The organism is Nonomuraea composti (assembly GCF_012034275.1).
GTDB classification, from domain to species: Bacteria; Actinomycetota; Actinomycetes; order Streptosporangiales; family Streptosporangiaceae; genus Nonomuraea; species Nonomuraea composti.
Genome location: NZ_JAATEP010000075.1, coordinates 24,893 through 44,678, shown reverse-complemented (window position 1 = coordinate 44,678; position 19,786 = coordinate 24,893). Strand labels below are relative to the sequence as shown.

The following is a 19,786-nucleotide window of genomic DNA, read 5'->3' as shown; positions in this document are numbered from 1 at the left end:
ATCCTGGCCGGCGGTGTGGTCCTTCTCCAGCGTGGCCCGCATCGACTCGTACTGGCCGAAGCGCTCGAGGATCTGCTCGCTGGTCCACCCCAGTGCCTTGAGAAGCACGGTGACGGCCTGCTTACGCTTGCGGTCGATGCGCACACCGACGCTGTCGCGCTTGTCGATCTCGAACTCCAGCCACGCACCCCGGGACGGGATGACCTTGCAGCCGTACAGGTCCTTGTCGGACGTCTTGTCGACGTTCCGCTCGAAGTAGACGCCCGGAGACCGGACGAGCTGGGAGACCACGACACGCTCGGTGCCGTTGATGATGAAGGTGCCCTTCGGGGTCATGAGCGGGAAGTCGCCCATGAACACCGTCTGGCTCTTGATCTCACCGGTGGTGTTATTGATGAACTCCGCCGTCACGAACATCGGGGCGGAGAAGGTCATGTCCTTCTCTTTGCACTCATCTACGGAGTACTTCGGCGGCTCGAACCGGTGGTCGCGGAACGACAAGGACATGGTCCCCGAGAAGTCCTCGATCGGACTGATCTCTTCGAAGATCTCTTCGAGGCCCGACTGGGTCGGGACGTCCCTGCGCCCGGCCTGGCGAGCCGCCTCGACCCGGGCCTTCCACTTCTCGTTTCCGAGCAGCCAGTCGAAAGACTCGGTCTGCAGAGCGAGAAGGTCAGGAACTTCCAGAGGCTCCTGGATACGCGCGAAAGAGACGCGACGGGGACCAGCGGGTACGGCGGAGGCGTTGCGCGAGGCTGCCAACAGATGTCCTTCCGAGGGCTCGCGGCGGACTGACTACACGCACGCCAGACAACCTCGCAACGTGAGCAAGCATCGCGGGTCGTCAAAGGGCAGCGCAAAGGGGCAGTGTAGCCGAACGGCACACGCCTGTCCACTTCGCCCTCGCTGCATGCTCCACGTTGGTCGCAGCATCGCCCGTTCAGGCGGAAACGTCAAGCCCGTGAGCCCGACTTTTAGCCGACTCAGGGCCCCGACGCTGGGTTTTCTCCCCTGTGTGACTGATCGCCTACCGCCAGGCCCAAGACGATACCCGCGAACGGGGGCGGTTAACGCTCTGTCACCCCGGGGGGCGAACCCATGCCGACAACCGGTGTTGCGATGACTGAGTTACCCCTATCAAAGGCTTCGCTAAACCTGATTTTTGGTAACAATTGAAGGTAGCGACGCGCCCGCGATCACCTGGGGCCTCAGGCCGTCCCCAGCAGGGTGGACAACACCGCCACCAGCCAGCGAGAGCCTTGCCGCACCATGACGAACCTGGCGCGGTTCTGGGTGAACTCTTGCTGGACCCCTTCTTTGCCGGGGATCTCCTTGACCGTACCAGTGTTCACGAAGAGCAGAACCTCTACCCGGTCCGGCTCCGCGCGCTCCACCCCGGCGCCCGCCACGGCCACGTTCTGGACGATCTTCTGCTCCTTCGCCTTCGGCACCAGGGTCTTCGCCAGCTCCTTGTAGTGCCCGGCCAGCTCGCCCGTCGTGAACGTCCCGGCCCGGGCCAGATCCTCCTCCACCGTCCGATAGTCGTAGGACAGCAGCTCGGGCGCGGCCTTCCTGGCCGCCGCCACGGCCGCCACACCGGCCGCGTCGCTGTCGCGCAGCTCCCGCAGGTCGAACCACATCCGCGGCACCAGCACCCCGCCCGCGGCCACGAGGACGCCGAGCAGGACGATCACGAAGGTCCTCACTGGACCCGCACCACCTTGCCGATCGCGAAGATCCTCACTGAACCTGCACCACCTTCGAGACCAGCCACGCCCCGCCGGCCTTGCTCAGATCCATCTGCCAGCGGTAGAAGCGCTCCTGCGGCGCGCTGCGGGAGCCGTCCCAGCGGATCTCCACGTCGGCCACCACCAGCACCCTGGCCGTCGTGGCGCTCATCGAAACCAGGCCGGTCGCGCGCAGCACGCCCTGCTGGACGACCTTGTTCTCGACCGTGGTGGCCCTCAGCTTGGCGGCGTTGGCCTCGTACTCGGCCCTGGCCGCGCCGGTGGAGGTGGTGAGGATGCGCCGCACGTCGGCGTCGGCGCTCTTGTAGTCCAGCGAGACGAGGTTCTTGGCGTGCGTGCCCGCCGCCTGGAGCACGGCCTGCCTGTCGTCCGCCCTGCCCTGCTCCTCGCGCGCCTGCGCCGCGATCCACCCGCCCGTGCCGACCAGCACCGCCAGCGCCCCGCTGAGCGCGGCGATCAGGAGGCGGGCGGGCCGGGCGGCGAGTCCTGCCACGTCTGCTCACCCCTTTCCGGCCGGTCGCTGCCGGATCATAACGCGACATCCGCTCGTGAAGCCCTCTTATCGACGGAGCCGGTCCGGAGCAAATCGGCCAGACGCGAAAGATCTCCGCAAATGCCCCCAGATGGCCCTGAGGGGCACGCTGAGCGCCCAGCGCGGCTTCCCCTTGCGATGGCCGCCCCTTCGACGCTATGGGGCGCCAGGGGGAGACTCAGGCGATCCCGTGCAGGTGGGCGTTGATCAGGCGGGGGTACTCCTCCAGCCAGTTGCGCCCGCGCTCGTCCACGAACGAGCCCTGCGGCGGGATCACCCCGTTGGCCGCCAGCCACGTGCCGGGCGGCCGCTGCGTGCGGCGGATCTTGTTGCCAGACGGCATGAGCTGCGGCGGGATCGGCGGCAGCGGCCCCGGATCGTGCCCCATCTGCGCCTCGGCCTCCAGCTCCGACAGATCCTTCTCCTCGGACATGCCGATCGGGCCGTGCTTCCTGGCGTTCAGGAACTGCCGCACCACCGGCTCGTCACTCGACAGCAGCATCTCCCGCGAGCCGAACATCACCAGCTCCCGCCGGAACATCAGCCCGATGTTGTCGGGCACCGTACGGGCGGTGTTGATGTCGTGCGTCACGATCAGGAACGTCGCCTCGATCTCGGCGTTGACGTCCACGATGAGCTGGTTGAGTATCGCGGTACGGACCGGGTCGAGACCCGAGTCGGGCTCGTCGAACAGGATGATCTCCGGGTCCAGCACCAGCGCCCTGGCCAGCCCGGCCCGCTTGCGCATGCCGCCGGAGATCTCGCCCGGCAGCTTCGTCTCGGCGCCCAGCAGGCCGACCAGCTCCACCTTCTCCATGACGATCTGGCGGATCTGGGTCTCGCTCTTCTTCGTGTGCTCGCGCAGCGGGAAGGCGATGTTGTCGTAGAGGTTGAGCGAGCCGAACAGGGCGCCGTCCTGGAACAGCACGCCGAACAGGCGGCGCAGCTCGTACAGCTTGGCCTCGGCGCAGTGGGCCAGGTCGAAGCCGTCGATCCAGATGTGCCCGCGGTCCGGCCGCAGCAGGCCGACCATGGTCTTGAGGAAGACCGACTTGCCGGTGCCCGAGGGGCCGAGCAGCACCGAGATCTCGCCCGCGGGCAGCGTGAGCGAGACGTCCTCCCAGATGACCTGCCGGCCGAACGACTTCGTCAGCCCGTCGACCACGACTTCCACGCCCACGGTCACCTTCCCTGTCGCCGGGGGTCATCAGGGGACAACGCTCTCCTGCACCGTAACGGCGTCGCACGGAATGGGGACCGGATCCCGGAGCCTTGTTACCGGGCAGTTATGAGACTTCTTGTCCAGTAAGCGCGCGCAGGCTCGGCCGCAGCAGCCGGGCCAGCTCCTCCTGCGGCACGCCGCGCAGCTCGTCGATCTCCAGGAGCTGGTGGCCCACGGTGATGCCGAGCATGGTGAGCGTCATCAGCGCCGCCCGCAGCCGCGCGTCGTCGCCGGGCATCGCCTCGGCCAGGCGGTCGATCTGCCGGCTGAGCACCTCCCGCGCGGAGGCGGCGGCCTCGGGGTGGGTCAGCATGGAGCGCATCATGGCCAGGGAGCCCTGCGGCAGCTCGCCCAGCTTCATGGTGAGCGAGCCCAGCACGTGCTCGACCGCGCCCTCGGCGTCCAGCTCGCCATCGGCGGGCGGCGTCATGCGTACGGCCTGCTGGAACAGCTCCTGCTTGCTGCCGAAGTACTGCATCACGAGGGCCGGGTCGACCTCGGCCCGCCTGGCGACGGCCCTGATCGTGGCGCGCTCGTAGCCCAGCTCGGCGAAGAGCACCCTGGCCGTGTCGAGGATCCGCGCCTCGGTTCGCCGCCGCCTCTCCGCCCTCGGAACGCCCACACCCCCGACTCTACACACGTTGACCGGCCGCTCCGATTCGCTCTACGCTCGTTGAGTCAACGACTGTTGAGCCAAATCCGGGGTGAGTCATGTCCATCGAAGAGATCGTCACCGGCTTCCACGCGGCCATGCTGCACAAGTCCGCCGACGAGCTGGCCGACCTGTACGCCGAGGACGCCCTCCACGAGTTCCCCTTCGGCGGCCTGGCGCCGTACGAGGGCAGGGAGGCGGTCCGCGAGAACTACCGCGCCACGTGGGGCGCCACGCCATTCGAGGTCGAGGAGGTGCGCCGGGTCGCGCTGCACCGCACGCAGGACCCGGAGGTCGTGGTGGTGGAGCAGACCGTGCACGGCACGGCGGGCGGCCACCGCCTCACCGTGCCCGGCCTGCTCGTGCTGCGGATCAGGGACGGCAAGATCGTGCACACCAGGGACTACATGGACACCAGCGCCATCGCCCAGGTGCGGGCTGCGGGCTGACCCCTGAATGCTCATCTCCGCATGAGAGGCGGCCGGCTGGTGCTCATCTCCGCATGAGGGGCGGCCGGCTGGTGCTCATCTCTGCGTGAGGTCGAACACCGTCGTGCCGCCGACCGTGGTCGCGGTGAACGTCTCCCGCACCCAGGCCGCGATCCGCGCCGCGTCGTCGCTGCCGCCGGTGCTGCGCCCGGCGCCGCCCATGCCGGTGCCGACGAAGTAGTGGATCCTCCCCTCGGCGACGTACTGCTGGAACCGCTCCAGCGTCGGCGCCGGGTCCGTGCCGTTGAACCCGCCCACCGCCATCACCGGCAGCTCCGTGGCGAGCTGGTAGCCGGCCGCGTTGTTGGACCCGACCGTCGCCGCCACCCACGTGTAGCCGGCGGCGCCGGACTTCAGCAACGCGGTCAGCTCGGCGCTCGGCGTGCCCGCACCGAGCAGCCCGCCCATGCCGCCCCGGCTCTGCGGCCCGCCACCACCCGGCCTCCTCTGCGCGAATGGCTGGTTGTCGCCGCCCCGCCGGCCACCCCCAGGCCGCTGGAACCCGCCGTCGAACGATCTCGTGGCGGGCCCGGCGGTCGGGATGGCGCCCGTGTGCGGGGACGCCGCCGTGTCCACGGCGTACGCGGCCGGCCCCGCCAGGCACGCCACCACCGCGACCACGACCACGGCGGCCACCCGCCGGGTGAACACCATCGCCAGCGCCGCCCCGAGCCCCGCCACCAGCACGACCACGCCCAGCCAAGGGTTCCAGCCGGAGCTGCGCGACAGCAGCACGTACGACCACACCGCCGTCCCCGCCGCGACCATGGCCAGGACGCGGTGCGCGCCCCGCTCCCACGCCACGGCCGCCCCGATGCCGACGAGCGCGGCGATGGCCGGTGCGAGGGCCACGGTGTAGTAGGCGTGGAAGATGCCCTGCATCAGGCTGAAGATCAGCCCGGTGACGACGAGCCAGCTCCCCCACACCCACAGCGCCGCCCGTGCCGGATCGGGCCTGGGCGCCCGGCGGGTCAGCCACGTGGCGGCGACCAGCAGCACGAGTGCGGCCGGCAGCAGCCACGAGATCTGCCCGCCCGCCTCGGTGTCGAACAGCCGCAGCCAGCCCGCCTGCTGGTTGAGGTTGCCGAGCCCGCCGTAGTCGGCGCCGTTGAGCCGCCCGATGCCGTTGTAGCCCAGCGCCAGCTCCAGCACGCTATTGGTCTGCGAGCCCCCGATGTACGGCCGCTCCGAGGCGGGCACGAGCGCCACGGCGAGCAGCCACCACCCGGCGGCGACCACCATCGCCGCCCCGGCCAGCAGCAGTTGCCGCACCCGCCGCCAGAACGCCACCGGCGCCGCCAGCAGGTACACCAGCGCGAACCCCGGCAGCACGAGGAACGCCTGCAACATCTTCGCCAGGAACGCGAACCCGATCGCCGCCCCGGCCAGCACCAGCCACCGCGTCGCGCCGCGTTCCTGCGCCCTGATCACGCAGTACGCCGCCACGGTCAGCAGCAGGACGAGCAGCGCGTCGGGGTTGTTGAAGCGGAACATGAGCACGGCCACCGGCGTCAGCGCCATCGCCGCCCCCGCGAGCAACGCGGCCCAGGCCGGGAACAGCCGGCGCACCGAGGCGTACACCATCGCCACCGTGCCGACGCCCATCAGCGCCTGCGGCACGAGGATCGCCCAGGAGCTCAGCCCGAACAGGCGCACGCTGAGCACCATCGGCCACAGCGACGCGGGCGTCTTGTCCACGGTGATCGCGCCCGCCGCGTCGGAGGCCCCGAAGAAGAACGCCTTCCAGCTCTGGCTGCCGGCCTGCACCGCCGCCGAGTAGAACGAGTTGGCCCACCCGGAGGCGTCCAGCCCCCAGAGGTAGAGCGCGGCGGTGCCGGCGAGCAGCACGGCCAGCGCCCAACGAGACTTCGCTTCGGTAACCACGCCAAGGACGCTAGGCGGGCCGGTTGGCCGGGCGATGAGACGTACATGAGAATCCTCTGAGGCACGCCCCGGAAACGCGAAAAGAGGCGGGCACACCCGGCACCAGGGTGTATCCGCCTCTCTCCGAACAGCTTGTCGTGAATTACTTCACGGTGACGGTGGCGCCGGCGCCCTCGAGGGCAGCCTTGGCCTTCTCCGCCTGCTCCTTGTTGACCTTGCCGTCGAAGACCGGCTTGGGAGCGCCGTCGACCAGGTCCTTGGCCTCCTTGAGGCCCAGGGACGTCAGGGCGCGGATCTCCTTGATGACCTGGATCTTCTTGTCGCCGGCGGCCTCGAGGATGACGTCGAACTCGTCCTGCTCCTCGACGGCGGCGGCCTCGCCACCACCGGAGGCGGCGGGGGCGGCGGCAACCGCGACGGGGGCGGCGGCCTTGACGTCGAAGGTCTCCTCGAAGACCTTCACGAACTCGGACAGCTCGAGGAGGGTCATCTCCTTGAACGCGTCGAGCAGCTCGTCGGTGCTGAGCTTCGCCATGATCGTTTCCTTACGTTAGGTCTTGCTGAAAACTAGGAACGGGACCGCGGTACGTGCGGCAACCCCCGTGTTACTCGCCAGCCTCATCGCGCTTGGCGCGCAGGGCGTCGGCCAGCTGAGCCATCTGCGTGGGCAGAGCGGCGAACATCGCGGCCGCGGCGCTCTGCTTGGCCTTCAGGGCACCGGCAAGCTTTGCGAGGAGAACCTCGCGGGACTCGAGGTCGGCGAGCTTGGTGATCTCGGAGGCGTCGAGCGTCTTACCGTCGAGGACGCCGCCCTTGATCACCAGAAGGGGATTGGCCTTGGCGAAGTCACGCAGACCCTTGGCCGCCTCGACAACGTCACCGTTGACGAAGGCGATCGCGGTCGGACCGGTGAGCAGGCCGTCGAGGCCCGTCAGACCGGCCTCGTTGGCCGCGATCTTGGTCAGGGTGTTCTTCGCCACGGCGAACTTCGCATTCCCACCGAGAGAGACACGCAGCTCCTTGAGCTGCGCGACGGTGAGACCGCGGTACTCGGTCAGAACGGCGGCCTGGCTGCCTTCGAACTCACTCTTGAGCTCGGCAACCGCTGTCGCCTTATCCGCCCTCGCCATGGGCCTCCTTCCAGATGTGCCGCCGGAGAAGGCCCAGAAAATGAGAACAGCCCCGGCGCAGGGCGCACGGGGCTCACGCACACGGAAACCACCATGTGGGAAACTCGTATCACACCTGCGCAGGTCGCCCACTGACGTGGATCCTTCGGTCGCCAGGCTCAGAGCACCTGACGACGACCGGCGGTCTTCGGCAACGACCAGAGTACGTGCTGGCCGCCGAGTTTCCAAATCGCTCTCAGTTGGTCGTGCCCTTGGGCAGCTCACCGACCTGGTCGGCGGGCGGGGCCTGGATGTTGACGGCCTCGTTGAACCCCTTGAAGAACAGGGTCGCGTCGAGGGTGGCGCCCTCCTTGGAGCCGTTCAGGGCGAGCTTGCGGGGCAGCTCGTCGGCCGCCACCCACATGTCGAACTTGACGTCCTTCAGCTCGGCCAGGTTCTGGCGGGCCTGCTCCTGCTTGTCGGCGGGCAGCTGCTGCACGGCCACGTCCACCGGGAACGTGCCGCTGTAGTGGGTGGTGTCCTCGCCGTTGACGCTCTCGGTGCCGACCGACTTCACGTCCTTGGACGCGGTGACGAGCTTGGTCACGTTGCCCAGGTCGAACTGCTGGATCTGGCCGAGATACTGGTTGACCTCACCGGCGTGACCGGTCTCGTTCAGCGAGACCTTGATCCACGGCTTGGTGTTGCCCAGGAAGTCGTTGAGAGCCTGAACCTTCACGTAGACGGTGTCGCCCTGGAGCACCGCGCGGACCCCACCGGGGACGTTGCGGCCCCCCATGTCCACGGTGTCCAGCGTCAGGTCGGCGGCGAGCTGCGGCTTGCTCTGGTAGAGCATGCGGCCCTGCACCTTGCCATTGCCCTGCTGCGGGTGCGAGACGTTCACCACCGCGTCGACCGTGTAGCTGGTGACCTCGGCGGTCTTCTGCGCGGCCTGCGCGAGCACCTCCGAAGCGGCCAGGTTGACCTGGATGGGCTGGGCGTTCGATCCACAACCGGCGACCGCGGCCACGACGAGCGCGGCGCCTGCCGCGGTCATACTTATCGTGCGCTTCAGCATGTCTTGACCCTACTTTTAAGTTTCCGGGTCATGGCGCCTTCCCCGCACAATTCGGGGAAAACCCAGGGTTCTCCCCCACAGGCTCTGCACAATCCCCACACAACTCGCTGATCGCCCGGCTGATCCGGTCCACGTCGAAGCGTTCCGCCGCAGGCAGCGGAGCCTGCGCGCGCTCCCGCAACTCGCCCGCCGCCCGCAGCAGCTCCGCCGCCTCACGCGCCGCCCCCTCCAGGAGCCGCGCGCCCGCCAGTCCCTCCAGGGCGAGGGCCTCGGCACGGGCGTCGCCGTCCGCGCGCGCCACGTCGAGGCTGCGCGCGTGCAGCTCGGCCGCCGTTGCGGCGTCCCCGCGCCGCTCGGCGACGAAGCCCAGCTCCGCCAGCAGCAACGCCACGGGAGCGCCACCGCCGCCGATCCGGCGCAACCACTCCAGTCCGGTACGGAAGTAGCGCTCGGCCGCGTCCAGGTCACCCCGGCGCCGGGCGGCCAGACCGAGACCGATCCTCGCGAACTCCTCCATCGACTTGTCGGACTGCTCCACCGCCCGCCGCCGGGCCCGCTCGTGCAGCTCGTCGGCCCGTTCGAGATCGCCGGCGAGCAGGGCGATCCGGCCCAGGCGCGAGGTCAGCAACGACTCCTCCGACCGCAGCCCCAGCCGCTCGGCCACCCGCAGCCCCGCCGCGAGGTGCTCGGCGGCCTCCTCGTACGCCCCGGCGATCTCGGCCAGCACCCCCAGTGGCTCGGCCGTCTGCAACATCCCCCACTGGTCCCCCAGCTCGCCGAACAGCTCCGCCGCCCGCTCGCCGCCCCGCCGGACCGTCTCGAAGTCGCCGCGCAGCGCGGCATAGCGCGCCAGCCCGGCCAGCGCCGCCGCCGTCCCCCATCGATCACCCACCGCTTCGAACGTCCGCAACGCCCCCTCGATGTACCGGACTCCGTCCCCCTGCTCTCCCACCCCGCACAACGCAAACCCGACAAACCACCGCAACCGCGCCCGCGTCCCCGGCTCGACGACGCCGTCCAGCACCGCCTCGAACCTGTCTCCCAGAGCCACCCCGGCACCCTCCGGGGCCCTGCCGCCGCCCTCCCCGTCCCTCTCCTGTGCCGCCCCGGCAGGGCTCTCGCCAGCGCGCAGCCCGATGACTGCGGCCCAGACCCGCGCCTGCGCCCGCGCCGACGGCTTGCCTCCGCCCAGCGACAGCGCCCGCCTGAGCGCCTGCCGGGCCTCGCTCAGGCGGCCGGTCATGAACCAGTACCAGGACAGCGCGTCGACCAGCCGCAGAGCATGATCGGCCGCCCCCTGCCCGACCGCGTGATCCAGCGCGGCCCGCAGGTTGGCGCCCTCGGCCCGCAACCGGGTCAGCCACATGTCCTGCTCGGCGCCGCGCAACCCGGCCTCGGCCCGCTCGGCGAGCGCGACGCAGTAGCCGAGGTGCCGCTCCCGCATCATCCCCAGCTCGCCCGCCGCGCCGAGCCGTTCCAGGCAGTACTCCGCGACCGGCTCCAGCAACCGGTACCGCCCATCGCTCCGCACCACCATCGACCGATCGACGAGCCGCCCGAGGACGCCCATGACCTCGGAGACCTCCACCCCGCCCCCGGCGCAGGTCCGCTCGGCCGCCTCCAGCGTGCACCCGCCGGGGTGCACCGCGAGCCGGGCCAGCACCACCCGCTCCGGCGGGCTCAGCAGCTCCCAGCTCCAGTCGATCATCGCGGCGAGCGTCCGCTGGCGGGCCGGCGCGTCCCTGGGCCCGTCGTCCAGCAGCCGCAGGCTCAGCCGCTCGGCCAGCTCCCGCACGCCCAGCCCGCGCACCCGGGCGGCGGCCAGCTCCAGGGCCAGCGGGATCCCGCCGAGCCGCCGGCAGATCTCCGCCACCGCCTCCGCGTCGTCCACCACCCCGCCGGCCGCGGCGACCCGCTCGCCGAACAGCCGCGCCGCGTCCCCCGCCTCCAGCGGCGGCACCGGGATCACCGTCTCCCCGGACAGGCGCAACGGCTCCCGGCTGGTGGCCAGCACCCGCAACCCCGGCACGCTCCGAAGGGCCGGCCCCACGACCCCGGCGACCTGGTCGAGCAGGTGCTCGCAGTTGTCGAGGACCAGCAGCAGCCGCCTGCCGTGCAGCACCTCGTGCAGCGGACGCCCGTCGTCCCGCACGCCCAGCGCCTCCAGCACCACCTCCGCCCCGAACCGCCGCACCTCGCCCAGCTCCACGAGGTACACACCGTCCTCGGCCCAGGTGGCGGCCACCTCCAGCGCGAGCCGCGTCTTGCCGACGCCTCCCGGCCCGGTCAGCGTGACCAGCCGCGCCCCCTCCAGGGCCGAGCGAACCCGGCCCGTTTCCGAGTCGCGCCCGACCAACCGGGTGACCGGCACCGGCAGGACCGGGCCCGCCAAGCCGGGCAGCAGGGTCTCGCCCTGGCCGGACGTCAGCCGCGCGTCCTGGCGGGATGCCCGGCGCGCGTCCCGCCCGAGCGTCAACGGCGGGTCCTCGCGGGGCGTCAGGGACGCGTCCTGGCGGAGCATCGCCGTGTGCAGGGCGGTCAGCAGCGGTCCCGGGTCGGCGCCGAGTTCGTCGGCCAGCAGGCGGCGTACCCGCTCGTAGGCCTCCAGCGCCTCCGCCTGGCGCCCGGCCCCGTACAAAGCACGCAGGTAGGCGGCCTGCAGTCGCTCGCGTAGCGGGTGGCGGGCGGCCAGGGCGCCCAGCTCCCCGGCGAGCCCGCGGTGCTCGCCCAGCTCCAGGCGGGTCTCCGCGCGTTCCTCCAGCGCGTCCAGGCGGGCCGCCTCCAGCCGGGCGATGGCGGGGGCGGCGAAGGCGGCGTCGGCGAAGTCCGCCAGCGCCGGTCCCCGCCACAGCGTGAGGGCGTCGGCGAGCAGGTCCGCCCGGGTACGGGGGTCGGCCGCGGCGCGCGCCCGGGACACCAGGACGTCGAAGCGCCCCTGGTCCACCGCGTCGGCCTCGACGGCGAGCCGGTACCCGGCCGGCCCGGAGGCGACGAGGCCGCGCGCGCCGGGCTCGGCGTCGTCCAGCACCCGGCGCAGCTGGGAGACCTTCTGCTGCAGCGCGTTGGCGGGATGCCGGGGCAGGTCCCCTTCCCACAGGTCGTCGATGAGCCGGTCGGCGGAGACCGGCCGCCCTTCCTGGACGAGCAGGTCGGCCAGCAGGGCGCGGACCTTCGCCTCGGGGACGCGGACCGGCTCGCCGGCCTCCGTCAGGACCACGAGCGGCCCCAGCACCCCGAAACGCACCCGTCACACGTTAGGTGAACTCCTTCCCGAAATCGAACGTCCGCCACCGTTCTGGGCGGATCCGGAAGGTCACCCAGCCGCCCAGTTCGTCCTGGACGGCGGCGAAGAACCGTTCGCCCTGTTCCGGGCCGAGGTACCGGATCGACCATTCCCGGTACTCGGCGGGATCGACCGGCTCGTGGCCGGCGACGGGGCCGTCCACGGAGACGTACCGGTAGGGCATCGCCTCCTGCTGCACCGCGAACCCGACGGCGGGGGCCGTGCGGATCAGGTCGTACTTGCGGGTTCCGGACGACGTGCTGATCCGGACGTCGCCGCCGGGCGTGTAGGCGTACCAGATGGGGATCAGCAGCGGCGCGCGCCCGTCGGGGACGCTCAGGACGCCGATGTGCGTGCCGGCGAGGAACTCCTCGCGCTCGCGGACGCTCATGCGGGTGGACACGTTCCTGCCTCCCTCAGCCGAGCCGGACGAGCATCTTGCCGGTGTTGGCGCCGCGCAGCACCCCGAGGAACGCCTCCGGGGCCCGTTCGAGACCCTCCACGACCGTCTGCTCGTAGCGCAGGGAGCCGTCGGCGATCCAGGCGGCGCCGCGCTCGATCCATTCGGGGAACAGGTCGAGGTGCCCGGGGATGTAGATGCCGCCCAGCGTGGCGTTCTTGGAGGCGAGCCGGAACAGGTTGTCGGGGCCGGGCACCGGCTCGGTCGCGTTGTAGGCGGAGATCGCGCCGACCATCCCGATGCGGCCGCGCTCGCGCAGCGCCGCGATCGCGGCCCTGAGGTGGTCGCCGCCGACGTTGTCCACGTAGACGTCGATGCCGCCGGGCGCGGCCTCGGACAGTTGCTTGGCAATCGGCCCGGCCCGGTGGTCCAGCCCGGCGTCGAAGCCGAACGTGGTGACCAGCTTCTCCGCCTTCTCCGGCCCGCCGGCCGAGCCGATCACCCGCGCGGCGCCCAGCTTGCGGGCCACCTGCCCGGCGATGCTGCCGACCGCGCCCGCGGCGGCCGACACCCACACGACGTCGCCCTCCCGGACGGGGGCCACCCGGGTCAACGTCGCGTACGCGGTCAATCCGGTCGTGCCCAGCGGCCCCAGGTAGACCTCGGCGGGCACCAGGCTCGTGTCCACGACGGTCGCCTCCGCCGCGTCCAGCAGCGCGTACTCGCGCCATCCGAGAAAATGCGTCACGGTGGCGCCCACGGGGACCGCCGCGGACCTCGAGGCGACCACCTCGCCGACCGCGCTGCCCAGCAGCGGCGCGCCGAGCTCGTACGGCCGCGCGTACTCGACGTCCTCCCGCATCCACTCCCGCATGTACGGGTCCACCGACATCCACGTGTTGCGGACCACGATCTGCCCCTCGGCGGGCTCGGGGACGCGGGTCTCGGCCAGTTCGAAGATCTCGGCCGTCGGCTCGCCCACGGGGCGGGCGGCCAGCCGGATCTCACGGGTCATCAGTTCGTCGCTCATGCCCCCACGGTGCCGCCCGCCGCTTTGGGTTTCCTTTGGGTCGGCGAGCAGCAAGCAAAAGGGGCCTGTGAGCGGAAAGCAAAACGCCCCCGCCCGGACGAACCGGGCAGGGGCGAAGAGGCTTGCTGAGGCTCAGGCGTCGAGCTCGGCCGTCAGCCCACGCGTCAGGTTGGGGTCGACCGGAACGCCCGGCCCCATCGTCGTGGAGAAGGTGACCTTCTTCAGGTAACGGCCCTTGGCCGCCGACGGCTTGAGACGCAGCACCTCGTCGAGGGCGGCGGCGTAGTTCTCGATGAGCTGGCGCTCGCCGAACGACGTCTTGCCGATGATGAAGTGCAGGTTGGCCTGCCGGTCGGTGCGGAACTCGATCTTGCCGCCCTTGATCTCCGTCACGGCCTTGGCGACGTCGGGCGTCACCGTGCCGGTCTTCGGGTTGGGCATGAGGCCACGCGGGCCGAGCACGCGGCCCAGGCGGCCGACCTTGCCCATCAGGTCGGGCGTGGCCACCACGGCGTCGAACTCGTTGAGCCGGTTGCCCTTGGCGATCTCGTCGATCAGCTCGTCGGCGCCGACGATGTCGGCGCCCGCCTCGCGGGCCGCCTCGGCACGGTCACCGGTCGCGAAGACCAGGACCCGGGCGGTCTTGCCGGTGCCGTGCGGGAGGTTGACCGTGCCGCGCACGATCTGGTCGGCCTTGCGAGGGTCGACGCCCAGCCGGAGAGCGACCTCGACGGTGGCGTCGAACTTGGTGGTCGACGTCTCCTTGGCCAGCCTCGCGGCCTCGACGGGCGAGTAGAGCTTGTCGCGGTCGACCTTGGCGGCCGCGTCTTTGTGCGCCTTGCTGCGCTGCATTCTTGACTCCTAGTGGTGTCCGGGCCGCATGCGGCGGCCCTCCCACGAACTGCTGGGAAAGGTCTTACTCGGCGATGGTGATGCCCATCGACCGGGCGGTGCCGGCGATGATCTTCTCGGCCGCCTCGATGTCGTTGGCGTTGAGGTCGGGCATCTTCGTCTCGGCGATGCTGCGCAGCTGCTCGCGGCTGAGCTTGCCCACCTTGTCGCGGTGCGGGACCGCGCTGCCCTTGTCGAGACCCAGGGCCTTCTTGATCAGCTCGGGCGCCGGGGGCGTCTTCGTGACGAAGGTGAAGCTGCGGTCTTCGAAAATGGTGATCTCAACGGGGATGATGTTGCCCCGCTGGGCCTCCGTCGCAGCGTTGTACTGCTTGACGAAGTCCATGATGTTGACGCCGTGGGGACCGAGGGCGGTACCCACCGGCGGAGCCGGCGTGGCCTGGCCGGCCGGCAGCTGCACCTTGACGAGTGCGGCGATCTTCTTCTTCGGAGGCATTAGTCCTTCTCCGGGTCCTGATTGCGATGCGCCCGGCCCGTGGGATTGCGGCCCGGACATGTCGGAGGCCGCCCCTCGCGATGAGGCGGCCGGCCGAACGTCTAAGTGTATGTGATCGTCTTAGATCTTCGAGACCTGGTTGAACGAGAGCTCCACCGGAGTCTCGCGGCCGAAGATCGACACGAGCACCTTGAGCTTCTGCGACTCGGGGCTGATCTCGCTCACCGAGGCGGGCAGCGTGGCGAACGGGCCGTCCATGACCGTGACCGACTCGCCGATCTCGAACTCGACGGTGGGGCCGCTGGCGGCCTTCGTCGTGGTCTTCTTGGCCTCTTCGGTCGGCTCGGGCGCCAGCAGCTTGGCGACCTCGTCGAGGCTGAGCGGGCTCGGCTTGTTGGACAGGCCGACGAAGCCGGTCACGCCGGGCGTGTTGCGCACGGCGGCCCACGACTCGTCGGTCAGCTCCATGCGCACCAGCACGTAGCCGGGCAGCACGCGCTCCTTGACCGGCACCTTCTTGCCGCTCTTGAACTCCTGGACGGTGTGCGTCGGCACCTCGACCTGGTAGATGTAGTCCTCCATGTTGAGCGAGACGTTGCGGCTCTCGATGTTGGACTTCACGCGGTTCTCGTAGCCGGCGTAGGAGTGGATGACGTACCACTCACCGGGCAGGCCCCGCAGCGAGCTCTTGAACTCCTCGACGGGATCGACGTCGGGAAGCACTTCACCGTCCTCGACGGTGGTCGCCTCTTCCTCGGCGGCCTCGTCGCTCTCCTCGACCTCGGCCTCTTCGAGAGCCGCCTCGGCGGACTCCTCAGTGGCCTCTTCCAGCTCGTCGCCCCACTCGTCGCGGGACTCGTCCGCCGGAATTGAAGACTCGGACACGGTGACTCTTCCTCTTTCGTGGTTTCGAATGGCGACTCCGTCAGGCGACCCACCCGGCGGCGTCTCGGTCAGGATCCGCCGAAGACGCGGAGGACCGCCCATCCCAGGGCGCTGTCGAGCCCGTACACGATCGCAACCATGATCAGAACGAATACCAGAACGACCGTGGTGTAGGTGATGAGATCCTTGCGTGTCGGCCAGATGACCTTGCGGAGCTCGTTGACGACCTGCCGGTAGAAGAGGGCAGGAGAAGTGCGGGTCTTCTTCTCGCCACTAGGCTTGTCTGCGGTCTCGCCGCGCGTGTCGATCGCCACAGTCCTCACCTGATCCGTCGTATCCAACGCAGTCTTGCGGCGCGCTTACACGCCAATTGTTGCGCGGACCGCACTCGCAGGGCACGAGGGACTCGAACCCCCAACCGCCGGTTTTGGAGACCGGTGCGCTACCAATTGCGCCAGTGCCCTATGTCGTAGACCAGACTACCCTGATCGACTCACTGCCTGGACCGAACCGCTCGCCGACATGCGGCGGAAGGACCAGGCGAAAGCATACGGGTGATTGCCCGCCACGTCGAACCAAAACCTGATCGCCCAGGTCACGCGCACGCGAGGGCCGCGTGGGAGCATGGAGTCATGTCCACCCGATCCCGCATCTCCGCGAGAATTTCCGCGATTTCCGAGTCCGCCACGCTCGCCGTGGACGCCAAGGCGAAGGCGATGAAGGCGGCCGGGCGCCCCGTCATCGGCTTCGGCGCGGGCGAGCCCGACTTCCCGACGCCCGGGTACATCGTCGAGGCGGCGATCGAGGCGGCTCGCGACCCGCGCTTCCACAAGTACACGCCGGCGGGCGGCCTGCCCGAGCTGAAGCAGGCGATCGCCGCCAAGACGCTGCGCGACTCCGGCTACGCGGCCGAGGCCGGGCAGGTGCTGGTCACCAACGGCGGCAAGCAGGCGGTGTACGAGGCGTTCGCGACGCTGCTCGACCCGGGTGACGAGGTGCTGGTCATCGCCCCCTACTGGACCACCTACCCCGAGGCGGTCAAGCTGGCCGGCGGCGTGCAGGTGGACGTCGTGACCGACGAGTCCACCGGCTACCTGGCGAGCGTCGACCAGCTGGAGGCGGCGCGCACTGAGCGGACGAAGGTGCTGCTGTTCGTCTCGCCGTCCAACCCGACGGGCGCCGTCTACTCGCGCGAGGAGACGGTCGCGATCGGCCGCTGGGCCGCCGAGCACGGCCTGTGGGTGGTCACCGACGAGATCTACGAGCACCTCGTGTACGGCGGCGCCGAGTTCACCAGCATCGCCACGGCCGTGCCGGAGCTGGGCGACCGCGTGGTGATCCTCAACGGCGTGGCCAAGACGTACGCGATGACGGGCTGGCGGGTGGGCTGGATGATCGGCCCGTCCGACGTGGTGAAGGCGGCGACCAACCTGCAGTCGCACGCCACCTCCAACGTCTCGAACGTGGCACAGATGGCGGCCCTTGCGGCGGTGTCGGGCGACCTGTCGGCGGTGGCCGAGATGCGCACGGCGTTCGACCGGCGCCGCCAGACGATGGTCAGGATGCTGAACGAGATCCCGGGCGTGTTCTGCCCGGAGCCGAAGGGGGCGTTCTACGCGTACCCGTCGGTGAAGGAGCTGATCGGCAAGGAGCTGCGCGGCAGGCGGCCGCAGTCGTCGGGCGAGCTGGCGGAGCTGATCCTGGAGGAGGCCGAGGTGGCCGTGGTGCCCGGTGAGGCTTTCGGCACCCCGGGTTACTTCAGGCTGTCCTACGCGCTGGGTGACAACGACCTGGCCGAGGGCGTCAGCCGGATGGCCAAGCTCCTGGCCGAGGCCCGCTAAGTGGTGATGTCGGCGGCGATGGGCCTGATGTCGTCGGCGAGGCCGGGCGTCGCGCCGACGTAGACGGCGGTGCCGGGCCGCTCCAGCCACATGAAGCTGCGCACGCCCGTGCGGGTGGTCCAGCGCAGCGCCGGCTTGCCCTTGTACGCCGTCAGCGTCGATCGGGCGACCAGCGTGGCGAACTGCTCGGCGGTGCGCACCCCGCAGACCACGCCGACGTACATGCGCTCGTCGTTGTCGCTCCAGATGCGGCCCTCGACCTTGAGCGGCCGGGTGAGCGAGTCGAGGCGGCCGAACGCGCCCGCCGGGGTGAGTCCGGCGGGCGAGGCCGGCACGCGCACGTCGGTGCCGTCGCAGGACAGCGAGATCGAGTCGCTGCCCGCGCCGGCCGGCTCATGTGAGGGCGAGGAGGACGGAGAGGGGGACGGCGGGGTGGTCGAGCTGCCCTGCACCTCGCCGCCGTCACCGCCAGCGCCGCCGCATCCCGTGAGCGTGAGCATGAGGAGAACCGCCGCCAACCGCCGCATCGACCCCCCATGAGGTGTGTGGAACCAGGGAAAAGGCTCCTAGTCTCCTACAGGAGCCTTGACCGAGGCGGCAATTGCGACGAGTTCGCGGCCGAACGAGTCGCTGACGCGGACCAGCGCGCCCGTGCCCGGCCGTTCGAGCCAGGCGAGCACGCGGCCGCCGCCGGGGTACCTGCCGGCCACGGCGGGCCTGCCGCGCACGGTGGTGGCCCGGGCGTCCAGCACGGTGAGCCGGTGGCGGTAGCCGTCCCAGTCGGCGGCTACCGTACCGTGCTCCACCTGCACCTCGGCGAATCCGCCCGGGGAGCCGAACCGGGCGCGGGCGCCGGTCGCGGTGACCTCGCCGCCGCTGCGCGCCAGCCCGTCCGGCAGGTACGACAGCCAGAAGTCGGCGGCGACGACGGCGAGACCGGGCGCGCGGGGCGGGGCGGGCTGCCCGGCCCCCGCGCCCGCGGGCCGCTCGGGTTCGGGCTCGGGCTCAGGCTCGGGTTCGGGTTCGGCCAGGACGGGCTCCGGCGTCGGTACGGCCGCCCGCGGCAGGCGCCCGAAGCCCGAGGAGAACAGGGCGTAGATGATGAAGGCCGTGACTCCGAGCGCCAGCACGGCGAGCGCCGCGCGCCATCCCTGGCCGGTGTGGTGCCCCTCGGGGATCATGGTGACTTGATCCCCCACGGGGCCCCTTCCGTACCGTGGAGCCCAGCGGCCGCGTGAGGTCGGGTGGCAAGATATGCAGATGCTCCGGCCCCTGCACGCGCTTCCCAAGGCTCACCTGCACCTGCACTTCACCGGCTCGATGCGGCACTCGACCCTGATCGAGCTGGCCAGGGAGCAGGGGCTGACCCTGCCCGACGCGCTGGAGCAGGACTGGCCGCCCAAGCTGCGGGCGACGGACGAGCGGGGCTGGTTCCGGTTCCAGCGGCTGTACGACATCGCCAGGTCCGTGCTCACCCGCCCGGAGCACGTCTACCGGCTGATGCGGGAGACCGCCGAGGACGAGGTGGCGGCCGGGTCGCGGTGGCTGGAGATCCAGGTGGACCCGTCGGGGTACGCGCAGCGCTTCGGCGGCCTGACGGCGACGCTGGAGCTGATGCTGGACGCGGTGGAGCAGGCGTCGAGGCACGCGGGCGTCGGGATGGCGGTGGTCGTCGCGGCCAACCGCACCCGCCACCCGCTCGACGCCAACACCCTGGCCAGGCTCGCCACCCAGTACGCCGGCAAGGGCGTGATCGGCTTCGGCCTGTCCAACGACGAGCGGCGTGCCCAGGCGAGAGACTTCGAGCGGGCGTTCCGGATCGCCAAGCGGGGCGGGCTGCTGGCGGTGCCGCACGGGGGCGAGCTGCTCGGGCCGCGCAGCGTCGCCCAGTGCGTGGACGACCTGGGCGCCGACCGCGTGGGGCACGGGGTGCGGGCGGCCGAGGACGAGTGGCTGATGCAGCGGCTGGCCGACCGGCAGATCTGCTGCGAGGTGTGCCCCACCTCGAACGTGGGCCTGGGCGTGGTGGAGGAGGCGGCGGACGTGCCGGTGCGGCGGCTGTTCGACGCGGGGGTGCCGATCGCGCTGGGCGCCGACGACCCGCTGCTGTTCGGCACGCGGCTGCTGCGCCAGTACGAGCTGGCCAGGGAGGTGTACGGGTTCAGTGACGCGGAGGTGGCGGAGCTGGCCCGGCAGTCCGTACGGTCGTCGGCGGCGCCGGAGCCGGTGCGCAAGGAGCTGCTGAAGGGCGTGGACGACTGGCTCACCGGAGCCCTCCACTGACCC

20 protein-coding genes, 1 tRNA gene and 1 pseudogene are annotated in these 19,786 nt (G+C 70.7%); 3 read left to right on the top strand and 19 right to left on the bottom strand.

Annotated features, from left to right (window positions below; all coding sequences use genetic code 11):
• From HCN51_RS52205 to HCN51_RS62810, 5 genes and pseudogenes are all read right to left on the bottom strand, one after another.
• Window positions 1-762, bottom strand: a pseudogene (locus HCN51_RS52205) (DNA-directed RNA polymerase subunit beta); the annotation flags it as partial.
• Between the two features lie 446 nt (window positions 763-1,208).
• On the bottom strand, window positions 1,209-1,706 hold the full coding sequence (locus HCN51_RS52200; RefSeq protein WP_230465613.1) for a hypothetical protein: 498 nt from the start codon (window positions 1,704-1,706) through the stop codon (window positions 1,209-1,211).
• Window positions 1,707-1,740: 34 nt separating this feature from the next.
• Window positions 1,741-2,241, bottom strand: a complete 501-nt coding sequence (locus HCN51_RS52195) for a hypothetical protein (RefSeq protein WP_080043247.1) — start codon at window positions 2,239-2,241, stop codon at window positions 1,741-1,743.
• A gap of 217 nt (window positions 2,242-2,458) precedes the next feature.
• Window positions 2,459-3,460: an ATP-binding cassette domain-containing protein gene (locus tag HCN51_RS52190; RefSeq protein ID WP_168020725.1), complete on the bottom strand. Its 1,002-nt coding sequence runs from the start codon at window positions 3,458-3,460 to the stop codon at window positions 2,459-2,461.
• 106 nt (window positions 3,461-3,566) lie between these two features.
• Window positions 3,567-4,124: a TetR/AcrR family transcriptional regulator gene (locus HCN51_RS62810; RefSeq protein WP_168020723.1), complete on the bottom strand. Its 558-nt coding sequence runs from the start codon at window positions 4,122-4,124 to the stop codon at window positions 3,567-3,569.
• An 89-nt stretch (window positions 4,125-4,213) separates the two neighbouring features.
• Here HCN51_RS62810 and HCN51_RS52180 point away from each other — a divergent pair, with 89 nt between their 5' ends.
• A complete protein-coding gene (locus HCN51_RS52180; RefSeq protein ID WP_168020721.1) occupies window positions 4,214-4,603 on the top strand; it encodes a nuclear transport factor 2 family protein in 390 nt (129 codons plus the stop codon).
• Between the two features lie 75 nt (window positions 4,604-4,678).
• Here the strand turns inward: HCN51_RS52180 and HCN51_RS52175 are convergent, their stop codons facing one another.
• The 12 genes from HCN51_RS52175 to HCN51_RS52120 all read right to left on the bottom strand — a co-directional run bounded on the left by HCN51_RS52175 (window position 4,679) and on the right by HCN51_RS52120 (window position 16,123).
• Entirely contained in the window at window positions 4,679-6,526 is a 1,848-nt protein-coding gene (locus tag HCN51_RS52175) for an ArnT family glycosyltransferase (protein WP_346434123.1), read from the bottom strand.
• 142 nt (window positions 6,527-6,668) lie between these two features.
• Entirely contained in the window at window positions 6,669-7,061 is a 393-nt protein-coding gene (gene rplL, locus HCN51_RS52170) for a 50S ribosomal protein L7/L12 (protein WP_080043250.1), read from the bottom strand.
• Between the two features lie 70 nt (window positions 7,062-7,131).
• Complete coding sequence (gene rplJ, locus HCN51_RS52165) at window positions 7,132-7,656, bottom strand: 50S ribosomal protein L10 (protein WP_080043251.1); 525 nt, start codon at window positions 7,654-7,656, stop codon at window positions 7,132-7,134.
• A gap of 235 nt (window positions 7,657-7,891) precedes the next feature.
• Complete coding sequence (locus HCN51_RS52160; protein ID WP_230465615.1) at window positions 7,892-8,692, bottom strand: SCO4651 family lipoprotein; 801 nt, start codon at window positions 8,690-8,692, stop codon at window positions 7,892-7,894.
• Between the two features lie 49 nt (window positions 8,693-8,741).
• Window positions 8,742-11,957 (bottom strand): AfsR/SARP family transcriptional regulator, encoded by a 3,216-nt coding sequence (locus tag HCN51_RS61925; protein WP_346434122.1) that lies wholly within the window; start codon window positions 11,955-11,957, stop codon window positions 8,742-8,744.
• Window positions 11,958-11,967: 10 nt separating this feature from the next.
• Window positions 11,968-12,399, bottom strand: a complete 432-nt coding sequence (locus tag HCN51_RS52150) for a pyridoxamine 5'-phosphate oxidase family protein (protein ID WP_346434121.1) — start codon at window positions 12,397-12,399, stop codon at window positions 11,968-11,970.
• A gap of 13 nt (window positions 12,400-12,412) precedes the next feature.
• Window positions 12,413-13,426 carry an NADP-dependent oxidoreductase gene (locus HCN51_RS52145; protein WP_168020710.1) on the bottom strand — a complete coding sequence of 338 codons (1,014 nt, stop codon included), beginning with the start codon at window positions 13,424-13,426 and terminating at the stop codon, window positions 12,413-12,415.
• 132 nt (window positions 13,427-13,558) lie between these two features.
• On the bottom strand, window positions 13,559-14,278 hold the full coding sequence (gene rplA, locus HCN51_RS52140) for a 50S ribosomal protein L1 (RefSeq protein WP_080043255.1): 720 nt from the start codon (window positions 14,276-14,278) through the stop codon (window positions 13,559-13,561).
• A gap of 64 nt (window positions 14,279-14,342) precedes the next feature.
• Entirely contained in the window at window positions 14,343-14,774 is a 432-nt protein-coding gene (rplK, locus tag HCN51_RS52135; protein ID WP_020544879.1) for a 50S ribosomal protein L11, read from the bottom strand.
• Window positions 14,775-14,894: 120 nt separating this feature from the next.
• Window positions 14,895-15,659 carry a transcription termination/antitermination protein NusG gene (gene nusG / locus HCN51_RS52130; protein ID WP_168020708.1) on the bottom strand — a complete coding sequence of 255 codons (765 nt, stop codon included), beginning with the start codon at window positions 15,657-15,659 and terminating at the stop codon, window positions 14,895-14,897.
• A gap of 68 nt (window positions 15,660-15,727) precedes the next feature.
• Window positions 15,728-15,973 carry a preprotein translocase subunit SecE gene (gene secE, locus HCN51_RS52125; protein WP_080043257.1) on the bottom strand — a complete coding sequence of 82 codons (246 nt, stop codon included), beginning with the start codon at window positions 15,971-15,973 and terminating at the stop codon, window positions 15,728-15,730.
• Between the two features lie 77 nt (window positions 15,974-16,050).
• A tRNA-Trp gene (locus HCN51_RS52120) sits at window positions 16,051-16,123 on the bottom strand.
• A gap of 168 nt (window positions 16,124-16,291) precedes the next feature.
• On the opposite strand from HCN51_RS52120, the gene HCN51_RS52115 reads away from it, so the two are divergent.
• Entirely contained in the window at window positions 16,292-17,500 is a 1,209-nt protein-coding gene (locus HCN51_RS52115) for a pyridoxal phosphate-dependent aminotransferase (RefSeq protein WP_168020706.1), read from the top strand.
• Here HCN51_RS52115 and HCN51_RS52110 read toward each other — a convergent pair.
• Both HCN51_RS52110 and HCN51_RS52105 read right to left on the bottom strand, forming a co-directional pair.
• Complete coding sequence (locus tag HCN51_RS52110; protein ID WP_168020704.1) at window positions 17,497-18,027, bottom strand: hypothetical protein; 531 nt, start codon at window positions 18,025-18,027, stop codon at window positions 17,497-17,499. The two genes, HCN51_RS52115 and HCN51_RS52110, sit on opposite strands and share 4 nt — an antisense overlap.
• Window positions 18,028-18,066: 39 nt before the next feature.
• A complete protein-coding gene (locus HCN51_RS52105; RefSeq protein WP_168020702.1) occupies window positions 18,067-18,699 on the bottom strand; it encodes a hypothetical protein in 633 nt (210 codons plus the stop codon).
• Between the two features lie 61 nt (window positions 18,700-18,760).
• On the opposite strand from HCN51_RS52105, the gene HCN51_RS52100 reads away from it, so the two are divergent.
• Entirely contained in the window at window positions 18,761-19,783 is a 1,023-nt protein-coding gene (locus tag HCN51_RS52100) for an adenosine deaminase (protein WP_168020700.1), read from the top strand.
• Window positions 19,784-19,786: the final 3 nt, after the last annotated feature.